Source organism: Corynebacterium sp. HMSC036D03 (assembly GCF_001836185.1).
Classification (GTDB): domain Bacteria; phylum Actinomycetota; class Actinomycetes; order Mycobacteriales; family Mycobacteriaceae; genus Corynebacterium; species Corynebacterium simulans.
In genome coordinates this window covers 24,979-49,024 of the sequence record NZ_KV827708.1, presented here as the reverse complement: position 1 = coordinate 49,024, position 24,046 = coordinate 24,979, and the positions used below count along the sequence as shown (strand labels likewise).

General features: G+C 59.6%; 21 protein-coding genes and 2 tRNA genes. 11 read left to right on the top strand and 12 right to left on the bottom strand.

What is annotated here, in order from left to right:
• Position 1: 1 nt before the first annotated feature.
• From HMPREF2692_RS00230 to HMPREF2692_RS00220, 3 genes are read right to left on the bottom strand one after another with little or no spacing between them, the layout of a single operon-like run.
• Entirely contained in the window at positions 2–877 is an 876-nt protein-coding gene (locus tag HMPREF2692_RS00230; protein ID WP_062043519.1) for an ABC transporter permease, read from the bottom strand.
• Positions 874–1,854 carry an ABC transporter permease gene (locus HMPREF2692_RS00225; RefSeq protein ID WP_061924211.1) on the bottom strand — a complete coding sequence of 327 codons (981 nt, stop codon included), beginning with the start codon at positions 1,852–1,854 and terminating at the stop codon, positions 874–876. The genes HMPREF2692_RS00230 and HMPREF2692_RS00225 overlap by 4 nt, the downstream gene beginning before the upstream one ends.
• Complete coding sequence (locus HMPREF2692_RS00220; RefSeq protein WP_070822375.1) at positions 1,855–3,486, bottom strand: TIGR04028 family ABC transporter substrate-binding protein; 1,632 nt, start codon at positions 3,484–3,486, stop codon at positions 1,855–1,857.
• A 149-nt stretch (positions 3,487–3,635) separates the two neighbouring features.
• Here HMPREF2692_RS00220 and HMPREF2692_RS00215 point away from each other — a divergent pair, with 149 nt between their 5' ends.
• On the top strand, positions 3,636–5,543 hold the full coding sequence (locus tag HMPREF2692_RS00215; RefSeq protein ID WP_062043511.1) for an FAD/NAD(P)-binding protein: 1,908 nt from the start codon (positions 3,636–3,638) through the stop codon (positions 5,541–5,543).
• 164 nt (positions 5,544–5,707) lie between these two features.
• Here the strand turns inward: HMPREF2692_RS00215 and HMPREF2692_RS00210 are convergent, their stop codons facing one another.
• Positions 5,708–6,859: a cystathionine gamma-synthase gene (locus HMPREF2692_RS00210; RefSeq protein WP_062043506.1), complete on the bottom strand. Its 1,152-nt coding sequence runs from the start codon at positions 6,857–6,859 to the stop codon at positions 5,708–5,710.
• 238 nt (positions 6,860–7,097) lie between these two features.
• On the opposite strand from HMPREF2692_RS00210, the gene HMPREF2692_RS00205 reads away from it, so the two are divergent.
• Together HMPREF2692_RS00205 and HMPREF2692_RS00200 are read left to right on the top strand one after the other, a co-directional pair.
• Positions 7,098–8,138 (top strand): mechanosensitive ion channel family protein, encoded by a 1,041-nt coding sequence (locus HMPREF2692_RS00205; protein ID WP_070822372.1) that lies wholly within the window; start codon positions 7,098–7,100, stop codon positions 8,136–8,138.
• A 3-nt stretch (positions 8,139–8,141) separates the two neighbouring features.
• The gene (locus tag HMPREF2692_RS00200; RefSeq protein WP_061924226.1) at positions 8,142–8,537 is read left to right on the top strand and encodes a globin; all 396 of its coding nucleotides are present in this window, start codon (positions 8,142–8,144) and stop codon (positions 8,535–8,537) included.
• Positions 8,538–8,540: 3 nt separating this feature from the next.
• On the opposite strand, the gene ald is transcribed toward HMPREF2692_RS00200, so the two are convergent.
• From ald to HMPREF2692_RS00170, 6 genes are all read right to left on the bottom strand, one after another.
• Positions 8,541–9,632, bottom strand: coding sequence for an alanine dehydrogenase (gene ald / locus HMPREF2692_RS00195; RefSeq protein WP_061924230.1), 1,092 nt, complete (start codon positions 9,630–9,632; stop codon positions 8,541–8,543).
• Positions 9,633–9,748: 116 nt separating this feature from the next.
• Positions 9,749–10,393: a DUF8185 domain-containing protein gene (locus HMPREF2692_RS00190; RefSeq protein ID WP_061924233.1), complete on the bottom strand. Its 645-nt coding sequence runs from the start codon at positions 10,391–10,393 to the stop codon at positions 9,749–9,751.
• Positions 10,394–10,449: 56 nt separating this feature from the next.
• On the bottom strand, positions 10,450–10,878 hold the full coding sequence (locus HMPREF2692_RS00185) for an acyl-CoA thioesterase (RefSeq protein WP_061924236.1): 429 nt from the start codon (positions 10,876–10,878) through the stop codon (positions 10,450–10,452).
• A 29-nt stretch (positions 10,879–10,907) separates the two neighbouring features.
• Positions 10,908–12,578, bottom strand: a complete 1,671-nt coding sequence (gene ettA / locus HMPREF2692_RS00180) for an energy-dependent translational throttle protein EttA (protein WP_061924239.1) — start codon at positions 12,576–12,578, stop codon at positions 10,908–10,910.
• A gap of 159 nt (positions 12,579–12,737) precedes the next feature.
• On the bottom strand, positions 12,738–13,337 hold the full coding sequence (locus tag HMPREF2692_RS00175; protein ID WP_062043503.1) for a single-stranded DNA-binding protein: 600 nt from the start codon (positions 13,335–13,337) through the stop codon (positions 12,738–12,740).
• Positions 13,338–13,599: 262 nt separating this feature from the next.
• Positions 13,600–15,720 carry a bifunctional copper resistance protein CopD/cytochrome c oxidase assembly protein gene (locus HMPREF2692_RS00170; protein WP_070822370.1) on the bottom strand — a complete coding sequence of 707 codons (2,121 nt, stop codon included), beginning with the start codon at positions 15,718–15,720 and terminating at the stop codon, positions 13,600–13,602.
• 75 nt (positions 15,721–15,795) lie between these two features.
• Between HMPREF2692_RS00170 and HMPREF2692_RS00165 the strand changes: the two genes are divergently transcribed.
• The 3 genes from HMPREF2692_RS00165 (at position 15,796) to HMPREF2692_RS00155 (ending at position 17,656) form a co-directional block, all read left to right on the top strand.
• Positions 15,796–16,761: a LysR family transcriptional regulator gene (locus HMPREF2692_RS00165; protein ID WP_062043497.1), complete on the top strand. Its 966-nt coding sequence runs from the start codon at positions 15,796–15,798 to the stop codon at positions 16,759–16,761.
• 56 nt (positions 16,762–16,817) lie between these two features.
• A tRNA-Arg gene (locus HMPREF2692_RS00160) sits at positions 16,818–16,891 on the top strand.
• 102 nt (positions 16,892–16,993) lie between these two features.
• Positions 16,994–17,656, top strand: coding sequence for a hypothetical protein (locus HMPREF2692_RS00155; protein WP_061924293.1), 663 nt, complete (start codon positions 16,994–16,996; stop codon positions 17,654–17,656).
• A gap of 3 nt (positions 17,657–17,659) precedes the next feature.
• On the opposite strand, the gene HMPREF2692_RS00150 is transcribed toward HMPREF2692_RS00155, so the two are convergent.
• Entirely contained in the window at positions 17,660–17,845 is a 186-nt protein-coding gene (locus HMPREF2692_RS00150) for a PspC domain-containing protein (protein ID WP_062043494.1), read from the bottom strand.
• Between the two features lie 146 nt (positions 17,846–17,991).
• Between HMPREF2692_RS00150 and cmrA the strand changes: the two genes are divergently transcribed.
• Complete coding sequence (gene cmrA / locus HMPREF2692_RS00145) at positions 17,992–18,804, top strand: mycolate reductase (RefSeq protein WP_062043491.1); 813 nt, start codon at positions 17,992–17,994, stop codon at positions 18,802–18,804.
• 40 nt (positions 18,805–18,844) lie between these two features.
• On the opposite strand, the gene HMPREF2692_RS00140 is transcribed toward cmrA, so the two are convergent.
• A complete protein-coding gene (locus HMPREF2692_RS00140) occupies positions 18,845–20,356 on the bottom strand; it encodes an alanine/glycine:cation symporter family protein (protein WP_070822368.1) in 1,512 nt (503 codons plus the stop codon).
• 332 nt (positions 20,357–20,688) lie between these two features.
• On the opposite strand from HMPREF2692_RS00140, the gene orn reads away from it, so the two are divergent.
• The 4 genes from orn (at position 20,689) to crtI (ending at position 24,040) form a co-directional block, all read left to right on the top strand.
• Positions 20,689–21,321: an oligoribonuclease gene (gene orn / locus HMPREF2692_RS00135; RefSeq protein WP_062043487.1), complete on the top strand. Its 633-nt coding sequence runs from the start codon at positions 20,689–20,691 to the stop codon at positions 21,319–21,321.
• Positions 21,322–21,371: 50 nt separating this feature from the next.
• Positions 21,372–21,444 (top strand) — tRNA-His (locus tag HMPREF2692_RS00130).
• A 92-nt stretch (positions 21,445–21,536) separates the two neighbouring features.
• Positions 21,537–22,433 (top strand): phytoene/squalene synthase family protein, encoded by an 897-nt coding sequence (locus HMPREF2692_RS00125; RefSeq protein ID WP_235591076.1) that lies wholly within the window; start codon positions 21,537–21,539, stop codon positions 22,431–22,433.
• Positions 22,433–24,040 carry a phytoene desaturase family protein gene (crtI, locus tag HMPREF2692_RS00120; protein WP_070822366.1) on the top strand — a complete coding sequence of 536 codons (1,608 nt, stop codon included), beginning with the start codon at positions 22,433–22,435 and terminating at the stop codon, positions 24,038–24,040. The genes HMPREF2692_RS00125 and crtI overlap by 1 nt, the downstream gene beginning before the upstream one ends.
• Positions 24,041–24,046 lie beyond the last annotated feature (6 nt).

Here is a 24,046-nt window from a genome sequence, read left to right as displayed (position 1 = left end):
TCTAAGCCTCCGCTCGGAAGTTCTGGGAAAGACGGTTGGCAGAGACCACTACGGCCACGATGGCCAGGCCCGGCAGGATGATGAGCCACCAAGCGGTGGCCATGAAATCGCGGCCTTCGGCGATGATGAGGCCCCACTCCGGGGTCGGGGCCGGAGCGCCGTAGCCCAAAAAGCCGAGGATGGAAAGCTGCAAGATTGCAGAACCAAACTGCAAAGTAGCCAGGGCGATGACCGGGGTCAGGGAGTTCGGCAAGATGTGGCGCGCCATGACCTGCATGGGGGTCGCGCCGGCGCCGTAGGCGGCCTCAATGTAGTCGGAGCCGGCCACGGACATCACCTGCGAGCGGGCCAGACGGGCGAAGGTGGCAATAGAGGTCGCACCCACCGCGACGGCGGCCTGCAGGGAACCAAACCCCAGCACGATGATGATGGACAGGGAAAGCAGGATGCCCGGGATGGAAAGTAACACGTCCACCACGCGCATGATGACCGCATCCACCCAGCCGCGCAGCGAGCCAGCCAGAAGGCCCAGTAGCGTGCCCACCATAAGGCCCACTGCCACGGCGATGAGCGCGCCAATGAGTGACTGACGCGCACCATAGACCACGCGGGCATACAGGTCGCGGCCTACCGCGTCGGTGCCGAACCAGTGCTCAGAGCTGGGGTGCAAAAGAGCGACGTCGGTGCCGGCATAAGGATCCGAGTTGGTGAAAAGGCCCGGCACCAAAGCCGCCAGGAAGGCCACCGCGAGGATCACCAGCGCGAGGATGGAGGCTGGGCTGGTCCACGGGTTGCGCTGTGCGCGCGAGACGTGGTGGCGGTTGCGGCGCAGCTGCGTGGGTTGCGCGTTTGTGTTATTCGAGGTTGGAACGCTCATGCGCGGGCTCTCTTCGCGGATTCGGTCGATCCTGCAGTAGCAGTAACGGGACGGCGCAGGCGCACGTCCAGCACTGGGTAGAGCAGATCCACCACGAGGTTGATGATGACGTAAGCGGTAGCCGCGATCAGAACCACGGCCAGCAGCACCGGCGTATCGCGGTTCGAGACCGCCTGGGCAGTCATATAGCCCAGGCCGTTGCGTCCGAAGACGGTCTCCGTCACCACGGCGCCGCCTACGAGCTCACCGAAGAGCAGGCCCGCCATAGTCAGTGCCGGAAGGAGGGAGTTGCGCAAGATGTTGCGCCAGAAGATCCACGACTCCGAGGCGCCGCGAGCGCGCACTGCCTGCACGAAAGGCATCGACTGAGTCTCGTCGATGGAGCGAATCAGCACCTGGATAAGTGGTGCGGCCATCGGCACCGACAGTGTCAAGGTCGGCAGGATAAGGCCCTCTACCCCGGAAGGCTCGATGATGCGCACCCAGCCCAGCTGGAAGGAAAAGACCTGGATGAGCAGGATGCCAATCCAGAAACCGGGCAGGGAGACCATGAAAGATGGCAGCCCGCGGAAGAAGGTCGCAATCGCGCCGAGGCCCGGCAAGGTAGCCAGGAAGGCCACGATGAGCGCCACGACGATGGCCAGGCCAATCGCGCACGCGGCGAGGATAAGGGTGTGCGGGAGGGCGTCGGCAATCAGCGTCGACACCGCCGCGCCCGTCTGCGTAGAGTTACCAAAATGGCCGGTGAAAAAGCCTGCGAGCCCGGTAAAGAACTGCACGAGCAGCGGCTTATCGACGCCCATTTCCTCCCGGATGGCGACAATCTCCGCCTCCGAAAGGCCCAGTGCTGGGTCGCCAAAGCGCGACATCACGGCGTCGGAAGGCAGCGCGGAAAGCAGGAAGAAGGCCACCGTGTATGTCACGAGCAGCACCACGAGTGCCTGCCCGATGCGGGCAGCTAATTGTCGAGCAGTCATTTACTTCTCCTCCTGATTCAAGCTGACCTCGTAGAACCACGGGCGAGCCACCGACTCGGTGTGGAAACCGGAAACCTGCGGCGATACCGCGTAGACCTGCGGCTCCTCGAAAAAGGGAATGACGTAGGCCTGTTCGGTGAGGTAATCCTGCACCTCTTCGACAGCCTTCTTGCGGTCTTCAGACTTGGGGCTGGAGGTCACCTTATCCAGCAGCTTTTCCAGCTTCGCGTCGATTGGCTTGCCGTCCTCGTCCTGGTTAAGCAGGGCGTCGCGGTTGTTCACCGAGTACATGGAGGAAATAACGTCATAGTCCGCGCGGCCGACCATGATGTGGTAGAGCTGCACCTTGTCGATGGACTTCGCATCTGCGTTCTGAGTTGCCTGGTCGCCAGGGTTAATCTCGATGGCGATGCCCAGTTTGCCCAGCTGATCTTGGACCATCGTCATGACTTCCTTGGAACGCGGCTGCGGCAGCGCGGTATTCGAGCGCAGCACCAGGCGCTTGCCGTCCTTGACGCGGATGCCATCGGGGCCGGGCTTCCATCCGGCTTCGTCAAGCAGGCGCTTCGATTCCTCCGGATCGAAGGTATAGGCCGCCGACTGATCCTTGAAACCCAAGCCGGTCTCGGCCACGGAAGACTTGGCCAGCGGGTAGGACTCGGAGAAGAGCACGCGGATAATTTCCTCGCGGTCGATGCCGTGAATGATGGCCTCGCGCACGCGCTTATCGCGCAGAAATCGGTGATTGAAGCGGAAGCCCAGCTGGTTGTTAATCGCATTGGTGCCGCGGGAGAAGATTTCTACACCCTTGTCTTCCAATAACGGCTCCTGCGGGGCAGAGATCTGGCGGGCGATGTCTGCCTGACCGGAGATGATGGCGCCCGTGCGCACGGATTCTTCGGCTGCCAGGATGTAATGCACGCCGTCGATGTCGGCGCGGCCCTGGTGCTCTACGGCCGGTGGCGCCCAGTCATAGTCCTCGCGGGTCTTAAGCACGAGGTCGGTGCCGATCTTCTCCTCGTCGACCACGAATGGCCCGGAACCCACGAACTTCTTTGCATTACCGGGGCCAAAGCCCTCGTTGTCCAGCTGCAGAGAGCTATCCGCGAGCAGGCCTGCATTATAGGAGGAAGTAGCCTGCAAAAAGCCCGGCGAAGGCTCGGAGAAGTAGAACTTCACAGTGTCTTCGTCGACTACTTCGCCGCGCTCATAATTGGCAATCTGCTCCGAGGCCGTCAGGGTACGCTCAGTATCGCCCAAGCCATAAAGATCGAAGTTGCGCACCACGTTTTCCGCGGTCAGCGGGCTGCCGTCGGAGTAAGTCACATCCGTGCGGATGTTAAATGTGTACTCGGTGGCGTCCTCGTTGACCTTCGGCATCTCCGTGGCTATCCATGGAGAAAGCTCGAAGGTCTCCGGGTCCTGGTACAGCAGACGGTCGGTGAGCTGATTGACCACGCCACCGTTGGGATAAAAGCCGGCCGCTGGCGGATACAGCGTGCGGAAGAACTGCGGTTCGAGATAGGTCAGGACGTTGTCTTCATCTCCAGAACCCGCGCCGGTCGATGTCGCGCATCCTGTGAGAAGTGCCGCGGCACCCACCACGCTGGCGATGGTGCGAATCAGTTTCACTTTCTAAAGCCTTCGAGTTTTAAAGAGGTTGCTATTGGCCATGTAAATTAACACAACATAGACATGTTAGTATTAATTCCATAGACAGTACGGTCTAGAAAAATTCTCAAAACGGCGAGCCTACAAGCTCGCCTCAAAGGATGAATTAAATGATTTCGCCAGATTCAACCCCCTCCATCGCCATCGTTGGCATGGGGCCTCGCGGCATCTCCGTGATAGAGCGGTTGGCCGCGCACCTCAATGCCCGCAGCGACTCTCCCGCCCTCGCGCTGCATCTCATCGACGACGCCCAGTTCGGCGCCGGCCGCATCTGGGACACCGAACAAACCCAGACGCTGTGCATGAATACCCTCGCCGGTGCCGTCACACTGTTCACCGAGCCTGGCTCCACCATGAGCGCCCCGGTTCTCGAGGGCCCCATTCAGTACGAGTGGATTCAGCTACTACGCGGCGAGCGCGAGGGCATCTCTCCAGAAAAGCAGGCGCTTTTCGACGCCCACCCCGTCACCATCGACGAGTCTTTCCGCACCGAAATTGAGTCCAGCCGCCCCGAGTCCAACCCTTCCCGCGCGCTCTATGGCGCTTATCTGCGCTGGGCTTTTGAGGTGGCATTGGCACAGTTGCCAGATACTGTCACCGTCTCAAATCACCCCTCCCGCGCGGTTGCTGTGCGCGAAGAAGGCACGCAGGACGTCATCGAGCTTGCCGACGGCTCTAGCGTCACCGCCGATTCCACCGTGCTGGCTTATGGCTGGCAGGTGCCGGGCCTTAACGACTCTGAGCAGCACCTTGCTGAGGCCACCGCCGCCTCCGACTCGCTTCACTGGGTACGCCCTAATAACCCGGTGGAACAGGACATTGCCGAAATCCCTGCCAGCCAAGACGTCTTGGTGCGCGGACTGGGCATGGGTTTCTTCGACATCATGGCGCTGCTGACCATCGACCGCGGCGGTGTCTTCCACGAAGACGCGTCCACTCGCTCCGGCCTGCGCTATGAGCCTTCCGGCAACGAGCCGCACCTCATCTCCTCCTCGGGCCGCGGCTACCCCTATATTCCCAAGTCTGACTATCACTCACTCCCACCGCGCGCAAAACTTATGCGCTTCCGCGAACAACTCGCGAAGGTAGAAGGCGGCGAAATCGATTTCGGCCGCGACCTACTCCCCCACATCGCTCGCGATGCTTATGCCGAGTACTACGAGACACAGGCCCGCGTTAACTCTGCGGCACTGCAGGTTCCGCTGAAAGAGATCGTCGCGCGCCTCGATGCGGCGAAACTTAATTCCCAAAACATCGTCGGCATCTCCCAGGAGCTCAATGCGGCACTCAAGGATGTTTCTGCCGAGCCGCTCGATCTCTCCCACTGGGTCAATCCGTTGGATGCTTTCACGGGTTCCACCGCAGAAGAGCTCACCGCGTATATCGCGGACAGCTTGGCGGGCGATATCATCGCCGCCGATGCCGCTCAGGATTCCCCGCTGAAGTCTGCGCTGTGGGCGGTTGCCTCCGCCCGCAAGCCCTCTGCCATCGCAGGCTCTGAGGGCCGCCTGGACTGGGAGTCACGCACCAGCAATTACAAAGAGTTCATGGCCTTTGGCCAGATGGTCGGCTCCGGCCCACCCCTGTTCCGCGTCCGCCAGCTGCTCGCTCTCGTGGACGCTGGCGTGGTCTCCTTCTTGGGCGGCCGCCCCGCACTGAGCTGGGACGACGAATTCACGCTGACTTCCGGCCCACGCTCTGCTTCGAGCCCGTGGCTGATTGATGCGTGGATGCACTCTCCCGACGTGCGTCGCCCAGCCGACCCGCTAGCGGTATCGCTTAAGGACCGCGTTCGCCCCTTCCTAGACCATGGCAACCCCACCGGCTCCCCAGAGACCACGTGGGAGCGCAAGGTGGTTCGCCCCGACGGCAGCGTCGACCCGCGCCTGCACGTCATCGGCATCCCTACCTACTCGCAATGGCCGGATACCACCATCTCCCCGATGCCTGGTACCGACCCGCTGATGCTGCAGGAGACCGACCGCACCGCCGGCTCGCTGTTGGCGGCACTTCGCTAGCGCGCCCCCTGCGCCCTGTCTATCCTCACCATTTACTCAAATACCCAGGGCTGGAAACCAAGACCTCCAGTTCGACTTCGCGGCTGATGAAAAATCCAACGAGGCTATCTAGGAGGTCTGGGTGCCCAGCCCTGGGTATCTGTTCGAGTAAGGCCGCCGCCTCCCTAACCCAACGTGTCCAATGCCTGCTCGAAGTCCGCAATAAGATCGGCGATATCCTCGATGCCGACCGAGATGCGCACCAAGTCCGCCGGCGGAACCAGCTCGGAGCCCGCGGCCGAAACATGGGTCATGTTCTGCGGATGCTCAATCAGCGATTCCACGCCGCCCAGCGACTCCGCGAGTGAGACCAGCTTCGTGTTCAGGCAAATCTGCTTTGCGTGCTCCTCGCTATGGAAGCGCGCCGACATCATGCCGCCGAAGCCGCGCATTTGCCGTGCAGCCAATTCATGTCCCGGATGCGTCGGCAGCCCCGGATACAGCACCTGTTTTACTTCGGGCCGCGATTCCAAGTATTCGGCTACTGCCTGCGCGTTTTCACAGTGCCTATCCATCCGCAGCCCCAGCGTCTTAATGCCGCGGGCGGTGAGATATGCATCGAAGGGCGAAGACACCGCACCGACATTGCCTTGGAAATACAACAAGTGCTTGTCCATCTCTGCGGAATTTGTCACCACCGCGCCGCCCAACACATCGGAATGGCCGCCCAAATACTTGGTGGTGGAATGCACCACGTGGTCCGCGCCCAGTTCAAGCGGATTCTGCAGGTATGGAGTGGCAAAGGTATTATCCACGACCACTTGGGAGCCGCTCTTGCACGCGGCAACTGCGGCGATGTCAGTGATATTCAGCGCCGGGTTGGTTGGGGTTTCCAGCCAAATCAGCTTGGTGTTTTCGCGGATGGCCCCAGCAACCGCCGCGGCGTCGGATGTATCTACGATGTCAAGCTCACTGCCCCACTGCCCATAGTCGTTGTTGAGCAGGCGATACATTCCGCCATAAGCATCATTCCCCAAGATAGCGTGGTCACCCGGGCGCAAGATAATGCGCAACAGCGTATCGATGGCCGCCATGCCAGATGAAAAAGCCCGCGCATATTGCGCATTCTCTAATGCGGCAAGCGTTAACTCGAGCGAGCGCACCGTGGGGTTAGCCACGCGCCCGTATTCATAGCCGCCGCGCAACTGCGCCAAACCATCTTGTTGAAAGGTGGTCGAGGCATAAATCGGTACGTTGATGCTGCCCATGTGGCTATCGGGCTGGTAGCCAGCATGGATGGAGCGAGAGTGGAATCCAGAAGCACGCTTAACAGTCATGTCTGAAAATTGTAGACAAAGCTGTCCACTTTGCCCGCGGATTACTTCTTTAAATTCATTGCAGCACTTAACGCGACACTGAGCTGGAACTTTAGGAAACGCCGAGCCCGTGGGCCATGCCCAACGATTTCCCTTTTACGTACCATATTGTGGTTGCGCGTAGCAGATTTGGCTAGCCCATCGTTGCTAGCCCCGTCACTGCACGCCTCTCGCACACTTTCCCCAAATAGAAAGCACTATGAGTCCTAATTTCGCACCGCATCTGACGCTCGCCCAAAGCGAGACCACTCCACAAGAGGCAGTAGATAACCTCACCGGCTTGTGGGAAAACGAAACCACCCAGGCATGGCTCGTGGATAAGCCCATCCGCGTGGCTATCATCCTTCTCATCGCGCTCGTCGGCCACTGGTTGCTACGCCGCCTCATCACGAAGCTGGCAGATAACAGCATCAAAAACGGCCGCCTGAAGTCCCAGATTCGCCCACGCCGCAAAGCTGCAAAACAGGAAACCGCACTGTCCAAATCCCACGAGGCGCGCCGCGTTTCCCGCCTGCAGACTTTGGCTAGCGTGGGCCGTTCCGCCGCGGGCATTTTCATCTGGGTCTGGGCCGTGCTCGCAATCCTGGACGAGGTCGGCGTCAACGTTGCCCCACTCGTAGCCTCCGCAGGTGTGGTCGGTGTTGCCCTTGGTTTCGGCGCTCAGTCACTGGTCAAGGACTTCCTCTCCGGCATCTTCATGTTGTTGGAGGATCAGTACGGCATCGGCGACACCATCGATTTGGGCAACGGTGTCTTCGGCGACGTTGAGTCGATTTCCCTGCGCATCACTACCGTGCGCGATATCGACGGCGCCCTGTGGTACGTCCGCAATGGCGAGATCCTGCAGGTGGCTAACCACTCCGACCACTACTCCGTGGCCCGCGTGCAGGTTCCGGTCGCGCTTTCCAACGACCCGGATAAGGCCTTTGACGTCATCTCCAAGACGGTTGAAGAAGCCGCGCTTGACGACGCCATCCGCGACGACCTCCTAGACAAGCCCGACGTCAATGGAATTTCCAGCCTCGAGGTCGACCATATGTCCTTCCGCGTCGTGGTCAAGACCTTGCCAGGAAAGCAGTGGGGCGTGCAGCGCAAACTGCAGTCGAAGATTCTCAACGCGATGCATGCCAACGACATCGATACCCCATACCCACAGGGCGTGGCCTTCTTTGACATGGACGAGGCTCCAGACGCACAGGTAGAAAGCCTCAGCCCTTCGACCCCAGGAAACGAGCCTTAAATCATGCCGTCTGAAAAGCAGCCAGCCAGCGTTTATGAGGCAATCGGCGGCATGGAGACCTTCGAAAAGTTGGTCCACGGTTTCTATGCCCAAGTCCGCAACGATGACGTCATCGGCCCGATGTACCCCGATGCCGATTGGGAGGGCGCTGAGGAGCGCCTCAAATGGTTCTTGGTTCAATACTGGGGCGGCCCGCAGCTTTTCAGCGAAAACCGCGGGCATCCGCGCCTGCGCATGCGCCATGCCCCGTATCCCGTGGACCAGAAAGCCCATGATCGCTGGTTAGAGCTCATGGGCAATTCCCTGGCGGAGATTGATGAGCAGACGATTCCGCCGGCCTATCGCCACATGATTTGGGATCACATGCAGCGCGTGGCGCAGATGCTCATCAATCGCTAGGGTTTAATCCTCCCAATTAAAGGCCCGACGCACCGGCTCAGAAATGAGCTTGCCGTCGCGGGTCATCACACCGCCGGACAAGCCTGGGAAGCGCTCGATGGCACCATCGACACCCTGCGCTGCGACTGCGCGAATATACGGCAGAGTTGCCGAGTTCAGCGCCCGCGCAGAGGTGTTGGCCACCGCGCCCGGCATGTTGGCCACGCAGTAGAACAAAGTGTCGTGAACCTTGAAAGTCGGCTCATCGTGCGAAGTCTTGCGCGAGTTCTCGAAGCAGCCACCTTGGTCAATCGCGACGTCGACAAGCACAGCTCCCGGCTTCATCTTCTTGACTGTTTCCTCGCGCACCAACTTCGGCGCAGCGGCGCCTGGCACAAGGACAGCGCCGATGACGAGATCGGCTTCTAAGAGCTCCGCCTCCAGGGTGGCTGGGTCAGAAATGAGCGTGCGGACGGTGCCCTGGTACTGCTCGTCAAAGCGCTGCAACACATGCGGATCCAGGTCCAGAACCGTCACCTCGGCGCGGAGGCCACGGGCCATCGCCACGGCCGAGGCACCGACCTGGCCACCGCCAATAACGACGACGCGGGCGGCCTGCGTGCCCGGAACACCCGACAACAGCACGCCGCGGCCGCCCTGCGTGGACAAGAGGTGATGCACGCCCTCCATCACCGCGAGACGTCCCGCCACCTGGGACATCGGAGTAAGAAGCGGCAAGGTGCCGTGGCGGTCGGTGACAGTCTCGTAGGCCACCGAAGTGGTCTTGGCTTCTACGAGGGCATCGGTAAGAGGCCGGTCCGCCGCCAGGTGCAGGTAGGTAAACACGATGAGGTCTGGGCGCAGGTAGCCATATTCGGAGGCCTGCGGCTCCTTGACCTTGACCACCATCTCCGCCTGCTCCCAAGTCTCTGCGGCGGTAGGCATGATGCGCGCACCGGCGTCCTCGTAATCGCTATCAGGGAAGGAAGCGCCCACGCCAGCGCCGGTTTCCACCAGCACCTCGTGCCCATCTTTTACGAGTGTTTGCACCGCAAGTGGGGTCAGAGCAACGCGGTTTTCGTTGTTCATAATTTCTTTAGGGACGCCAATGCGCATTCTAGAACTCCTTAAACAAGAAAATTTTGATGGATAAACTCCTCCCCAAAGAGTAACGCACAACACAAATGATTTCGAGTGTGATTTTTACCACGGAGCGGTGTTTTTGTAGCGAGTTAGAAGAGGGACAAGCGCGTCGAGCGATAAACGCTACCGAAGGGTGCGTCGACGCGTACCCACCGACCGAGGCCGGAGACACGCAGGTGGCGTGGGATATCCATGGGCGCAGCAAAACCGGGAATTAGGCCTAGGCTCGTGCAGGCAAAGATCATCCGCATGGGTATCTCAACCTCTTGCTCCGCACCACCGCTAACCGTGACCACGGTCTGGTTCAGCAAGCTGGCGGGCGGGCCCATTGGGCCAGAGAACTGGCGCGCTAACTGTTGGCCTTTATCCGAGAGCTCACGGACCACCTCGACGGGCAGGGTGTCGATAAGCTGAAAGCCCGTGGCTGGCGGCAGCGCACCGGGCCAAGAAGGATCGCGGGCTGGGCCTAAGTCCAGCGTCGCAGACTCAATCCCGGCGAGCACAAGCGCATCATGCAGGGTCTGCGCGGAAACCACTGCCCCATCGCGGGACACAACGGCCTCTATGCGGCGGGCGGCGACGACCTCGAACGGAGTGGTAACGAAAGCCTCGACGGTCTGGGCGTCGAATTGACGCAAGCGCACCACTGCCGAAGCATCCAACCCCACCGCACGTGCGAGAAGGGCCCGCAAACCAGGTCCACCACTTAATAATTCGAGTAATTCATGAACCATGGTCTGCGGGCCCTCCTAGACAAACTGCTCACGCATCGAGCCGGATTTGGCTCGCGCTATGCGTCCAGCTTAACCAAAGCATTCTCCGTGATGATTTTCTTTTCTTCCTCGGAGACGGGACGCGGCGCCTGCGTTACCTTATCGATGACCACCTGGGTGCAGGTGACCACGCAAGTTACGTTGCCAGCACCGTCTTTGATTTCCTGCCGGGTGGTAAACGAGGTATTGCCTAGGCGTACTACAGCAGTCTCTACGGTGACGGTGGAATTCTTTCCATCCCACTTCAGCGGGCGAACATAGTCGACGTCGAGATGACGCACGAACGCAATGAGTTCCAAACCCTGCTTGTAGAAATGGTCCATGGCAAATGCCAGGCGGGCCTCCTGCGCCAACTCGATATAGTTGGCGTTCATCATGTGGCCGTACATGTCGAAGTCCGACCACCGTACGCCTACAGAATGGGCGTGCACCTTTTCAGAAGACATTGATTCCTTTTACTAGCTAGTAGTCACTCTTATCGGGTCAGCTTGCGGTGGGTAACACGGCTCGGGCGAGCAGCGTCTTCACCGAGGCGCTCGATCTTGTTCTTTTCATAGTCACCGAAGTTGCCCTCGAACCAGAACCACTGGCCTTCTGCAACGTTGCCCTCCCACGCGAGGATGTGGGTACAGGTGCGGTCCAGGAACCAGCGGTCGTGGGAAATGACCACTGCACAGCCCGGGAACTTCTCTAGAGCGTTTTCCAGGGAGCCCAGGGTCTCGACGTCCAGGTCGTTGGTTGGCTCGTCGAGGAGGATCAGGTTACCGCCCTCTTTTAGGGTCAGCGCCAGGTTCAGGCGGTTGCGCTCACCACCGGAGAGCACCTTGGAAGGCTTCTGTTGGTCCGGGCCCTTGAAGCCGAATGCGGACAGGTATGCACGAGAAGGCATTTCGTTCTGGCCGACGTGGATGTAATCCAATCCGTCAGAAACGACCTCCCAGACGGTTGCCTCTGGGTCAATGTTCTCGCGGCCCTGGTCAACGTAGGACAGTTTGACGGTCTCGCCAACCTCGACGGTGCCCTCGTCCGGCTGCTCCAGGCCAACGATGGTCTTGAACAGGGTGGACTTACCGACGCCGTTCGGGCCGATGACGCCCACGATGCCGTTACGAGGCAGGGTGAAGGAGAGATCCTTGATCAGGGTGCGACCATCGAAGCCCTTGACCAGGTTCTTGACCTCAACGACCTTGTTGCCCAGGCGTGGAGGGGTAGGAATCTGGATTTCTTCGAAGTCGAGCTTGCGGTACTGCTCAGCCTCAGCAGCCATCTCCTCGTAGCGCTGGAGACGAGCCTTGTTCTTTGCCTGACGTGCCTTTGCGCCGGAACGAACCCAGGCGAGCTCTTCCTTCAGGCGCTTCTGCAGCTTCTTGTCCTTGGCGCCAGCAACCTCGAGACGCTCTGCCTTTTTCTCCAGGTAGGTGGAGTAGTTGCCCTCGTATGGATAGAGCTTGCCGCGGTCAACCTCACAGATCCAACCCGCGACGTGGTCGAGGAAGTAACGGTCGTGAGTAACGGCCAGAACGGCGCCCGGGTAGTCAGCAAGGTGCTTTTCCAGCCACTCCACGGACTCGGCGTCCAGGTGGTTGGTTGGCTCGTCGAGCAGCAACAGGTCAGGCTCTGAAAGCAGCAGCTTCGCCAGCGCAACGCGGCGACGCTCACCACCAGAAAGGTTGTTTACCGGGGCGTCAGAAGGCGGGCAGCGCAGTGCTTCCATCGCCTGCTCGATCTTGGAGTCGACCTCCCAGGCGTCGGCAGCGTCCAGCTCCTCCTGCAGCTTGCCCATTTCTTCCATGAGCTCGTCGGTGTAGTTGGTAGCCATCTCTTCCGCGATGGCCTCGAAGCGCTGCTTCTTCTCGAAGATGTCACCGAGGCCCTCTTCCACGTTGCCGCGGACGGTCTTTTCCTCGTTGAGCGGTGGCTCCTGCAAGAGGATGCCCACGGTCTTGCCCGGGTCGATGAATGCTTCACCATTGGAAGGCTGATCAATGCCGGCCATAATCTTCAGAATGGAGGACTTACCTGCACCATTCGGGCCGACGACGCCAATCTTGGCGCCTGGGTAGAAGGCCATCGTTACATTGTCGAGAATGAGCTTCTCGCCGACTGCCTTACGCACGTTTTTCATCGTGTAGATGAATTCGCCCATGTTTCACCCTTTGCTTGAACTTGGGAATGGTTTATAACACAACAAAGAGTACATGACATGGATGTACCTAGCGCCTCGGGCTGAGATTAACGTGGGATTTCAATCCCCCGCTTTGCACCTCCCCGAGGCGCCCAGGTCGCAGGCACCCACGAGGCGGTGTTAGCTGCCTACCGATTGTTCGGCGGGCGCCTCGGCCTCCTCGAGTGCCTCCTCGGCTGCATTCGCCTTACTATGCGCAGCTTGACGGCGGTCGGCTGCGGTGTCGTGCTTATCGTCATGGTCTTGGGCGCGGGCACCTGCGGCCATCGACGCCGTCCTGTCCACATCGACTTCCGGCATCGTCTCGCCCGAAGCAGGTGCCTCCAATCCGTCGGTTTCATAGACGCGCTCGAGCTTGCGGGAGGAGATAACGTAGCGGTTTAGGTCTAGGCCGACATAGAAAGCCTTGATAAAGGTGCGGAACTTATTCTGGCCATCGGGCGCCAGCCAGGAATCGGAGCAGACCGAGCCGACCACGATGACCGGCATTCCGCGGTGCAATGACTTCTTAACGTTGATCGCGAACTGACCCCACAGCTCCACGTCGATGTAGATGAGGTCGGTATCGCGCCACTCGCGGACTCCGTTGTCCGCGTTATCCACCGGGATGCGGCGGGAGGATGCCACGCGCAGGCGCGCCTTGTACATGTCGGTGTTGACTTTGATGAGCTCGGGTTCGTGCGTGAGATGGCCGGTGATGGTGATTGGTAGCTGAGACATGTGCTTTAGAAAATCCTTTGCTGAGCTAGCGAAACTTGTGAGTGCAGGTCTTCCTGCCTCGCGGTGTTTTAAGAAGGTCGTGTAAATACCTTCCTTGCTCGAATCATCGCTAGCGCCCTAGCACTGCCACAAGGGCCGATTTTCCTAGCTGTGGATAACTTATTGGAAGCGTCAACAAAAGTTAATCCCCTGCCCGAAACGGCAGGGGATCTATCCACAAAAAGAACTTCGCTCAGAAAAATAACCGGCTCTACTGCAACGATTACTGCTGCCGGAATCCAGTGGCGTCGCCCTCACTCATGCGGCGCAACATTTCGTTGTAATCCTCCAACTCCGCATCGCCGTCGACCTCTGCCTTTGCATCGTGGCGGCGAGCGGTAGCACGGTCATCGCGCAGCCAGTCCAAAAAGAGTTTGCCAAAGACGATGACCAACGGGAACTGGCCAAAGCCCCACGCGATGCCGCCGCCCACGCGCTGATCCTGCAGCAAGTCCGGGTGCCACGGCAGCCCCAGCGACTCATAAAACTCCACGCCGAGCACGCTCTGCAGCTGCATCAAGTAGACGCCGGCGAAAAGGTGCAGCGGCATCGAGAAGAACAACACCAGAAGGCGCAGGTTAGTCGGCGCGCGGAACGGCAACGGATCCGGGCCGATAACCTCCCAGTAATAGATATAGCCCGAGGCCAAGAAGACCCAGTTCATGATTACGTGGCCGGCATGCTCAGAAACCGCGAACTGATACAGCTCCGGATAAAGGTAGAGCACGTACAAAAAGGTCAGGAACTGAATCAGATTGACCGCCGGATGGGTAAGAAACTTCAAAAGCTTCGACTTAGTTACCGCCACCGCCAGGTCATGGACAGTGGGACGCCCCGGCGCGCCGGGCTCAAAGGCCTCCATCACCAAGGTCAGCGGTGCGCCGAGCACGAGGAAGAGCGGAACCGCCATGGAAAGGAGCATATGCCCCAGCATGTGCATGGAATAAAGCGCCGGGATATAAAGGCCGATGCCCGAGCTCATGATGAAGGTCAAGCCTAAGGCGCCCAGCATAAACCAGGTGGTTCGGACCCGCGACCAGTTAAGGCCGCGGCGGCGCAAGCGCAGCAGCGCGTAACCATAAGCGGCAGCAAGCACGAGCCCCAAAGTGCCAAACATGAGGTCGTAGCGGTACATGGTCCAGACATTGGTCACCGTCGGGGCGTCGAGAAGCTCGTAGCCCAAGAGCACCTGCATGTTGTTCAGGTTCGGATCGCGCGGCGGCGGGGGTGGCGTGCGGCCCATGGAAATAGCCACGCCCACGGTGGCGGCCATCACGAGGATCTCCACGAATGCGACGCGGCGGAAAAGCAGCGGACGGCTTTCCAGCTGCGGCATGGTGATCTGGCGATGCGCTAGTCCAAAGACGGCAAGCAGGACAGTAAGTACCGCCTTGGCGACGATGATGAGGCCATAGCGGGTGCTAAACAGGTCTGCTAGCTCAACGCGGATGAGCGCATTAATCACGCCAGAGGCGGCCATAGCCACGATGGAGATGAAAGCAACCACCGAGTAGCGGCGCACGGCCGTAGGCATGCCTGGCCCCAGACGGCGACTATGAGCTATAAGCCCCAGCAATCCGCCCACCCAAAGCACCATGAAGAAGAGGTGGAAAAGCAGGGAGTTCGTGCCGTAATCATGGTCGCCGCCGGAAGCAGAGTGACCTTCCATGCCGAGGGGCACAATCTGCATGAGTGCGAAGAAAAACGCAATGGGCTGCAGGGACCATGTCTTCGAAACCAGGCCCAGCACGCCGGCAACAACCGCGAGGGCGGCTGTGACCAACCAGGCCTGGGAGGTGGAAATGCTATCCATCGCCATGCTCATCAGCTGCGGGTTGAGGACTTTGAGGAAAGGCGTGCCCGTCAGATCGGACATAACCAGCGGCACTTCCAGCAGAGATACCACTGCCACGCCAAAAGCCGCCAGGGCGCCGGTGCGGGCGGTGATGTGTCCATCGACGCTTAAGCGCGACTCAATGAGACGATCATTGTCTTTCTTAGGAATTTGCGGCGCAACGAGAAACGCTGAAACCATGTACGAGCCCACCGACAGCGCCATTAAAATCCAGGCGACGCCGCGGAAAAATGGCAGGCCAAATGTGGTCAAACGCCCCGGATCGGGAATGCCCAATGCCGCGAGCGACTCCGCCAGAAAGAACAGGGAAATAACGCCAGCAACCAGCCCAGCAACGATAAGAGCCGCGAGATAGACCGTTGTAGCACCTTTGGCGACACGCTTTCCACCTTTGAAAACTGTGTTCTTGGAGGCAGCGCCCTGCGCCGGCGAATCCGTTGTCGAAGCCGCGCGAGCCGCTGAGCTGGCAGTTTCTTCCCGTTTTTCCATAGGCGCAGTCTACCGCCCAAACCGTCTTCTTACCTAAAACGAATAATCTTTTAAGTTCTGGCATAATTATTCGTTATGGATTCACGCCAGCTACTCTACTTTCGTTCCGTAGTGGACTACGGATCTTTCACTCATGCGGCTGAAGCTCTAGATATGACTCAGCCTTCTCTAAGTCTCTCTATTCGTAAGCTCGAAAAGGAGCTTGACGTTCAACTCCTGACCCGCGGCCGCGCCGGTGTTAAGACCACCGAAGCCGGCGACTACCTCTATTCCATCGCCGCGAAGATGGACACCCTGCTTAGCGACGCCGCACAGCGCATCACCGAGATCGCCAGCGGCGCCGCCGGCAGCGTCTCTATCGCGTCTGCGCCGGAGTTCAACTGGCTGTTTATGCCAGAGGTTCTTCACCGCATGGTGGATCGCGCCCCTGAGGTCAACATCTTCTTGGACGATCCAGAACCGACCATAACCCTGCGCCGCGTCCTCGAAGGCTCCATCGACCTAGGCCTGATGCCTTCGACTGACCCACACGCATTTGCCCAGCGTTACCACAACGAGCTGAACGTCCATGTAGCCAGCGAGATGGAATTCCGCGTCGCCGTACCGGATCGCCTCCAGCACCTGCCCAACCCTGTTTCCCTTCACGACATCGCGGAAGAAACGTGGATCCTGCCTCCACGCAACCCTGAATTCGTTGGCCTTCCAGAGCTGCTGGACCAGGTCTTTGCCAAGCACCCGGACGCCGTCCCTAACCGCGTCCAAGAAATCTCTACCCTCCAGACCGGCCTCCCACTGGTTTCCGGCGGCATCGGTGTGTGCCTTGTCCCGAGCTCGGCACAGGCGCTCAACCACCGCGGCATTCACCTCCGCGAGATTGCAGAAGGCATCCCACCGATGCAGTCCTTGCTCATCTACCGCCGTGAACGCGACCTTTCCCCTGCCGCCAACCAGCTGGTAGATCTCATCCTTTCCGTAGGCGGCGAGAGCGAAGAAACCCTTCTTCACAAGTCCGTCCACTCGGCAGAAGCGGACAAGGCCTAAGACGCTAAGCCCTACTTTTAGTACGCGAGGCTGGCTGGTCTAAGATGAAAGCCTAAGCCTCCATAGCTCAGCGGATTAGAGCAGTGGGTTTCTACCCCATGTGTCGCGGGTTCGAGTCCTGCTGGGGGCACCGCCGAAAAGGCCACTTCACTGGGAAGTTTCTTCCACAGATTGGTGGCCTTTTCTTTGGTTTTATCGGTCTGGCTTAGTAAGCGCGCCTAAAATGACAAGCATGGATATCACGCTGGCCACCTTCGTCACTGCCCCAGAAGAAGCGCTCATCGGCATGCGTTTTACCAACGCATGGGCGCCTTCGCCGGAATACGCACAATCGCGCAACTCGGTTCTGACCGGCCAGTATCCGCAGCGCGGCGCCACGACCCGCATCACCGATATCTTCCGCGAGGCCGGCTACCTCATCAGCGAGGACATCGACTCGGCCCCCGGTACTGCTGAGCAGCCCGTGTTCCGACTGCTCGAGGAGCCTGCGGAGCCGGCGCGGTTGCGCGACGTCGCCAAGCACAGCGTCCTTGCTGTGTGTTCCTTAAGCGGCGGGCCCTCGCCGATGTCGCTGTCGTGGCCGGGTGTTACTGATCAAAAGCTGGTGGAGCCGTGCCCAGAGCTAGTCTCCCCGATGGACCTGGCGCCGACGCTTGCTGCCATCGCGGGCCTTGATGTACGCCCGAATGCGCATCTTTCCTTCGACGGCCTCAACCTCGTTCCCGTCGTGCGCTACGGCGCTTCCGGGCACGCGGCGTTGTTCTTCGACAACGGAGTGCGCATGCAGGACGCGGTGCTTATCGACGACGTCGCCAGCCCCGCACACCACGCCGCCAGGCTCCGCGATGAATGGGAAACCTGGCATAGGTTCATGGGCTTTGGGCCACTGCAGTAGGGCTTAGCTACCTACCGGCATCACGACCCACAGGATGAGATAAGCCAGCACACCGGAAAAGCCTGCCAAAGTGGCAACAACGAAGAGGACGCGCACCAACGTGGGATCCAGATTGTAGGTCTGAGCAATGCCGCCACACACGCCTCCGATGTAGCAATCTGTGGTCGAGCGGGTCAAACGGTTATTCATGATTGTCCTTTCTTCTTGGTGTGTACCTTCCATTAAAGCCTCTCAGCAGGCCACACGCATCAGGTAAACCCCCGAGAATCACCCTGATGTTTTGCTTTCGTCTACGCTGGTTGAAAACTTCTTTTCGGCGAAAGGACACAATCACAATGGCTAAAAACGCAGGTCTTCCCGCACCCACCCGCAATTCCTATGCGCTGCTTACGGGCGCTAGCCAGGGCATCGGCGAGGCGATTGCGCGCGATCTCGCCGCCCGCGGTTATAACGTCATTTTGGTGGCGCGCCGCCAGGAAGTCCTCGAGCGCATCGCGGATGAGCTGAAGACGAAGCACGAGATCGATGCGATCGCTCTGGCCGCCGACTTAGCAAAGGAAGCCGACGTCGACCGCGTCATCGAGTTCATGGCTGGCAAAGAGATTTCCATCATCGTCAACTCCGCGGGCATCGCCAGCTTTGGCAAATTCATGGACCAGGACTGGGACTATGAGAACAAGCAATTCGATCTCAACGGCAAGGCCGTGCACCGCCTGACCCGCGCCGCTTTGGACCAGATGCTGCCGCGTCGCTCCGGCGCTATCTGCAACGTTGGTTCTGCAGCGGGCAACGTCTCGATTCCGAACAACGCCACCTATGTATTTACAAAGGCAGGCGTCAACGCTTTCACCGAGGCGTTGCACTACGAGCTCAAGGGCTCTGGCGTCAGCTGCACCTTGCTAGCCCCCGGCCCCGTGCGCGATGCCGTCATCCCGGAAGAGGAGCAGTCCATCGTAGATAAGGTAGTTCCTGACTTCCTGTGGACCACCTACGAGTCCTGCTCCGCAGAGACCCTAGTGGCTATGGCTCGCAACCAACGCCGCGTGGTACCAGGCCCGCTGTCGAAGGCCATGAATACGCTTGGCCAAATCATCCCTACCCCGATTGCCGCACCGCTCATCGGCAGCTTCTACTCAAAGATGGCCTAAGGCACTCCCACCCTTTCCGCGAGCCTGCTTTTGGTGTGCCTTACTCGGCTGCAGAGGAAGAGCGAGCGTTCTTGCGCTCTGCCCAGAAGTCGGCGTTCTTGATGCCCAGAGCTTCAGGGTCGAAGTCCGGATCCTTGCCAGCCTTCTTCTGCGCGCTGTAGTCCTTAAGGCACTTGAGTGCCGGGACCTGGAGGAAGAGGACGGCGATGATGTTAAGCCATGCGGTGGCGCCCACTCCGATGTCGCCCAATGCCCACGCGGAGCCCGGGGTGGTGGTGGCACCAATGATGACGGAGATGATGATGAGGACGCGCAGGACCCACACCAGCGCGCGCCGTGCGCCAGCATTCTTGATCCAGCGGTTGAAATAGGTGAGGTTAGTCTCTGCCATGTAGTAGTAAGCCAGAACGGTGGTGAAGGCGAAAAACGCGATAGCAATTGCCACGAAGGAAGCGCCGACACCGTTGAATACCGAGTCCATACCGGATTGAACGAAGCCTGGGCCGACCTCAACGCCGTCAGGCAGGGAGCCGGCGTAGCGAACGGCGCCGTCCTCGGACTCGCCTTCGAAGACCTTGTACATGTCAGTGGAGATGATGATGAAGGCGGTGGCCGAGCAGACGAAGAGGGTATCGACGTAGACGGCGAATGCTTGAACGAAGCCCTGCTTTGCTGGGTGGGAAACCTCAGCAGCTGCTGCCGACTGCGGGCCGGTGCCCTGGCCTGCCTCGTTGGAGTAGATACCGCGCTTTACGCCCCACATGATTGCAGAGCCCAGCATGCCCGCGAATCCTGCTTCCATGTCAAATGCAGACTTGAAGATGAGGCCAAAAACGTGTGGAATGTCGCCGAAGTTTATGAACAGGATGCTCAGCGCGATGATGATATAAGCGCCTGCCATGAATGGAACGATGAGCGAGGTGAAGTTAGCGATACGCTTGACGCCACCGATGATAATGAAGGCCAAGACGCCAGCCAAGATGACTGCGGACCAGGTGACGTTGACGCCCCAGGCGTTCTCCACTGCAGCGGCCACACCGTTGGCCTGGATGCCTGGGAGGAAGTAGCTGGTAGCCAGAATCATGGAGACAGCGAAGATGATGCCGTAGACCAGCATGAACGGGCCCACAGAGGTGTGGCGGTAAGCCTTTTCGATGTAGTACGCCGGGCCACCGCGGTACTCGCCAGTGTCCTGATCCTTTTCCTTGTAAACCTGGGCGAGAGTACATTCCACGAACGAGGTAGCGGACCCCAACAGCGACACCGCCCACATCCAGAAGACAGCACCTGGCCCACCGAAGGCGATCGCCGTGGCAACACCGGCAATGTTGCCGACGCCGACGCGACCGGCGAGGGAAATCATCAGGGACTGGAAGGAAGAAACACCGGAGTCTGACTTCTCGCCGTTCTTCAGCTGCGCAATCATGTCGGGAATACAGCGAATCTGCAATCCCTTGGTCACGAACGTGAAGTAGACACCGGCGCCCAAGCACAGGAACACGAGTGCTGGGGACCAAATGAGGGAGTTGAGAGCATCCAAGAACCCGGCCATATGAGGGAACCTACTTTCTAAAATTGTGAGCTCTAACATAAAAGGTGACATAAAGAATCATGCACTACTTCAATCAAACTTTGTGAGGATAATCACGAAAATGTTTTGGAAGAATCTAATTCTTCACATTACCTGTCGGTTGACCGAAATTTAATGCACAGCTCAAGGACCGTCAATACCGCTAAGACGAACCATTTAGAAAAACTGAACTATCTGCACCAAAACACCCCCTTTGCCTACCCCCGCCACACCTTCCACGCCGGTGGATTAAATCAGACGGTGGGAAGGGAGGCGTCGACAAGCGCGGCTCTAGGAAGACTAAGGTTAAACCCATGACTGACATCGCCCCGAAGAATGACCGACTCGTCTGGATTGACTTGGAGATGACCGGGCTCGACCCGAAGCGCCACGTCATCGTGGAGGTGGCCGCCATCATCACTGATGGCAACCTCAACGTCATTGGTGAGGGAATCGACCTAGTGGTCCATGCCACGGAAGCGGAGCTCGCTGAGATGGATGACTTTGTCACCAACATGCACGCCAACTCCGGCCTGGATAAGGAAATCCGCGAATCCACCACCACTCTGCGGGAAGCCGAAGATGCCGTCCTGGCGCTCATCGCTGAGCACTGCGACCCCGAGCATCCCGCCCCCCTGGCAGGCAACTCCATCGCCACCGACCGCACCTTCATTCGCGCCTACATGCCGCGCTTGGATGAAGCGCTGCACTACCGCATGATTGACGTTTCCACCATCAAGGAGCTCAGCCGCCGTTGGTTCCCGCGCGCCTATTACAACCAGCCAGACAAGGGCATGGCGCACCGCGCGCTTCAGGACATCATCGAGTCCATCCGCGAGTTGGACTACTACCGCCGCAGCGTCTTCCGCACCGACGAGGGCCCCTCTTCCGAGGAAGCAGCCGAAGCAAAAGCGTCAACTACCGCCGATTACCAGGCGTTTTTGTAATTTACGCAGCGTGAGTTAATCTTATCCGTGCTGCTTTTAAGGCAGCGATGGTGGCTGTAGTTCAGCTGGTAGAGCACCAGGTTGTGATCCTGGGTGTCGCGGGTTCGAGCCCCGTCAGCCACCCCGATGAGGGCCCTAACCTGTTATTTATTCAGGTTAGGGCCCTATACTTTTCTCGCGCTATTTTTTAGCCCCATGGATTAAGGTGGCCAATTGTGTTTGGGATTTCTCGCTTCCCCACTCAGCCTTTGCCACGCTATGACCAAAGTGCCCAAAGAGCCGCAGCACAAATCATCGCGGCCTATTCCACGAGCTTTTCCTTTGCCTCCGAGCTGCTCGCTCCCCGCACACGCACCGATATCCGCAATCTTTATGCCGTGGTTCGCATAGCGGATGAAATCGTCGACGGCGCCGCAACCGCCGCGGGCCTTAACACAACAGAAGTCGAACAGACCCTCAATGCATACGAAGAGGCGGTTCTGCGCGCGCCTTCGCAACGCTTTCACACTGATCCTGTTCTGCATGCCTATGGTATTTCCGCCAGACGCTGCGGGTTCAGAGATGAACACATCCGGGCCTTCTTCGCATCGATGCGCCGCGACCTTCACCAGTGCGATTACGCCGACGAGGAAGATCTCGAGGCCTATATCTACGGCTCCGCGGAGGTCATTGGGCTTTTGTGCCTGTCTGCTTTCTTGGTTGATCATCCAGTTTCTGGCCCCGAGCTGAGCCAGCTCGAGACGGGTGCACGGCGCCTCGGCGCCGCCTTTCAGAAGGTCAACTTTTTGCGCGACCTCGGCGCGGATACCGCACAACTTGGCCGCAGCTACTTCCCGCGAGCAGGCCACGGCGGATTGAGCACGCAGGACAAAGACCTGCTCATCGCCGATATCCGCAGCGATCTCGCCACTGCCCGCGCCGTTACCGGCAAGCTTCCATTCTCTGCGCGTGTAGGTGTCACCGCCGCCACTGACCTTTTCGAGGCTTTGACCAACGACCTTGCAGCACTGCCTGCCGACGCCGTCTTTTCCCAACGCACCCGCGTCAGCACCCCACGCAAGCTGTCACTTTTAACCCGCGCCACCTTGCGTTCTTTAAGAAAGAGCAACTGATGAAACTGCCCCGACTTTCCACCATCCGCGCCAGCGGGCAGCCCGAGACCGTCATCGTCATCGGGGCAGGCGTCGCCGGCCTTGCCACCGCAGCGTTGCTTGCGCGCGATGGCAAGAAGGTCACCGTGGTGGACAAACTAGAAGAAGTGGGCGGCCGCGCGGGCAGCCTGACAGAAGCGGGCTTTCGTTGGGATACGGGCCCATCCTGGTACCTGATGCCAGAGGCATTCGACCACTTCTTTGAGCTCTGCGGCACGTCCACGCAGGCAGAGCTCGAGCTTATCGATCTCAGCCCCGCCTACCGCGTCTACAACGACGATGGTGACTTCCTCGACGTCGAGACCGGCGTTGAGAAAGCCGCCAAACTCTTCGAGTCCATCGAGCCCGGCGCCGGCGCCCGCATCCGCGCCTACCTCGCCCAGGCCAGCGACATCTACAACGTGGCACTATCGAAGTTCCTCTACACCACTTTCAGCAGTCCCCGCGAGCTTTTAGGCTCCACGGTTCGCTCCCGGCTAGGTATGCTGGCGCAGCTACTTGTCCGGACCCTGGACAAACATGTGGCGAAATCCTTTAGCGATTACCGGCTACGCCAGGTGCTCAGCTATCCGGCGGTGTTCTTATCCAGCGAACCCGCGGCGGCGCCGGCGTTGTACTCGCTGATGAGCCACACGGACTTGGTCGAGGGCGTGCGCTACCCGCTGGGTGGCTTCGATGCGGTGGTGCGCGCCATCGCCAAGCAGGCCCAGCTCGCCGGCGTGCAGTTCCGCTTGGGCGCGGAGGTCACCAGCATCCTCACAGCGGGCGCCTCCCCGCGCGCGACGGGCGTGCGCATCACCGACGCCTCTGGCACGCAAAAGCTGCTTGCCGACGCCGTGGTTTCCGCCGCCGATCTTCACCACACCGAGAACACGCTCCTCCCACAACGCCTGCGCACCTACCCGGAAAAGTACTTTGCTGGGCGCGATGCGGGGCTTGGAACCGTGCTGGTGCTGCTCGGAGTGAAGGGCAAGCTTCCGGAGCTTTCACACCACACGTTGTTGTTTAGCAAGGACTGGGCGCCGGACTTCCGCGCGGTCTATCACGGCCCTGAGCCAGCCCGTCCGCTGGACTGTTCGCACTCCATCTACATCTCCAAGACTTCGGCAACGGACCCCGATGTGGCGCCGGAAGGTCACGAGAATCTCTTCGTGCTCGTGCCAGTGCCGGCTGATTCCGCGCTGGGACACGGCAACGCCTACCGCGATAGTCCTTCTGCCCACGTGGAGGCCATTGCTGACGCTGCCGTAAAGCAGATTGGGGATTGGGCCGGTATCGCAGACTTGGAAGAACGCATCGTAATCCGCCGCACGCTGGGCCCAGCGGATTTCGCAGAACGCTATCACGCGTGGCGCGGCGGCTCGATCGGCCCGGCGCACACGCTAGCGCAGTCTGCGTTCCTGCGCGGAAAGAACATCTCTTCCAAGGTTGCCGGGCTTTACTATGCTGGTGCCACGACAGTGCCCGGAGTGGGCGTGCCGATGTGCCTAATTTCCGCCGAGAACGTGCTCAAACGCATGCACGGCGACGCCACGGCGTCACCGCTGAGCTCCTTTTATCCTGCTTGAAGCTCT

What these genes read in the sequence shown, in the direction of transcription:
- ald (WP_061924230.1), bottom strand. Translation starts at nt 9,632, where the DNA reads ATGCGCATTGGCGTCCCTAAAGAAATTATGAACAACGAAAACCGCGTT.
- HMPREF2692_RS00200 (WP_061924226.1), top strand. Translation starts at nt 8,142, where the DNA reads ATGCCGTCTGAAAAGCAGCCAGCCAGCGTTTATGAGGCAATCGGCGGC.
- HMPREF2692_RS00205 (WP_070822372.1), top strand. Translation starts at nt 7,098, where the DNA reads ATGAGTCCTAATTTCGCACCGCATCTGACGCTCGCCCAAAGCGAGACC.
- HMPREF2692_RS00150 (WP_062043494.1), bottom strand. Translation starts at nt 17,845, where the DNA reads ATGAATAACCGTTTGACCCGCTCGACCACAGATTGCTACATCGGAGGC.
- cmrA (WP_062043491.1), top strand. Translation starts at nt 17,992, where the DNA reads ATGGCTAAAAACGCAGGTCTTCCCGCACCCACCCGCAATTCCTATGCG.
- HMPREF2692_RS00170 (WP_070822370.1), bottom strand. Translation starts at nt 15,720, where the DNA reads ATGGAAAAACGGGAAGAAACTGCCAGCTCAGCGGCTCGCGCGGCTTCG.
- HMPREF2692_RS00140 (WP_070822368.1), bottom strand. Translation starts at nt 20,356, where the DNA reads ATGGCCGGGTTCTTGGATGCTCTCAACTCCCTCATTTGGTCCCCAGCA.
- ettA (WP_061924239.1), bottom strand. Translation starts at nt 12,578, where the DNA reads ATGGGCGAATTCATCTACACGATGAAAAACGTGCGTAAGGCAGTCGGC.
- HMPREF2692_RS00225 (WP_061924211.1), bottom strand. Translation starts at nt 1,854, where the DNA reads ATGACTGCTCGACAATTAGCTGCCCGCATCGGGCAGGCACTCGTGGTG.
- HMPREF2692_RS00230 (WP_062043519.1), bottom strand. Translation starts at nt 877, where the DNA reads ATGAGCGTTCCAACCTCGAATAACACAAACGCGCAACCCACGCAGCTG.
- HMPREF2692_RS00175 (WP_062043503.1), bottom strand. Translation starts at nt 13,337, where the DNA reads ATGTCTCAGCTACCAATCACCATCACCGGCCATCTCACGCACGAACCC.
- HMPREF2692_RS00155 (WP_061924293.1), top strand. Translation starts at nt 16,994, where the DNA reads ATGGATATCACGCTGGCCACCTTCGTCACTGCCCCAGAAGAAGCGCTC.
- orn (WP_062043487.1), top strand. Translation starts at nt 20,689, where the DNA reads ATGACTGACATCGCCCCGAAGAATGACCGACTCGTCTGGATTGACTTG.
- crtI (WP_070822366.1), top strand. Translation starts at nt 22,433, where the DNA reads ATGAAACTGCCCCGACTTTCCACCATCCGCGCCAGCGGGCAGCCCGAG.
- HMPREF2692_RS00185 (WP_061924236.1), bottom strand. Translation starts at nt 10,878, where the DNA reads ATGTCTTCTGAAAAGGTGCACGCCCATTCTGTAGGCGTACGGTGGTCG.
- HMPREF2692_RS00215 (WP_062043511.1), top strand. Translation starts at nt 3,636, where the DNA reads ATGATTTCGCCAGATTCAACCCCCTCCATCGCCATCGTTGGCATGGGG.
- HMPREF2692_RS00210 (WP_062043506.1), bottom strand. Translation starts at nt 6,859, where the DNA reads ATGACTGTTAAGCGTGCTTCTGGATTCCACTCTCGCTCCATCCATGCT.
- HMPREF2692_RS00190 (WP_061924233.1), bottom strand. Translation starts at nt 10,393, where the DNA reads ATGGTTCATGAATTACTCGAATTATTAAGTGGTGGACCTGGTTTGCGG.
- HMPREF2692_RS00165 (WP_062043497.1), top strand. Translation starts at nt 15,796, where the DNA reads ATGGATTCACGCCAGCTACTCTACTTTCGTTCCGTAGTGGACTACGGA.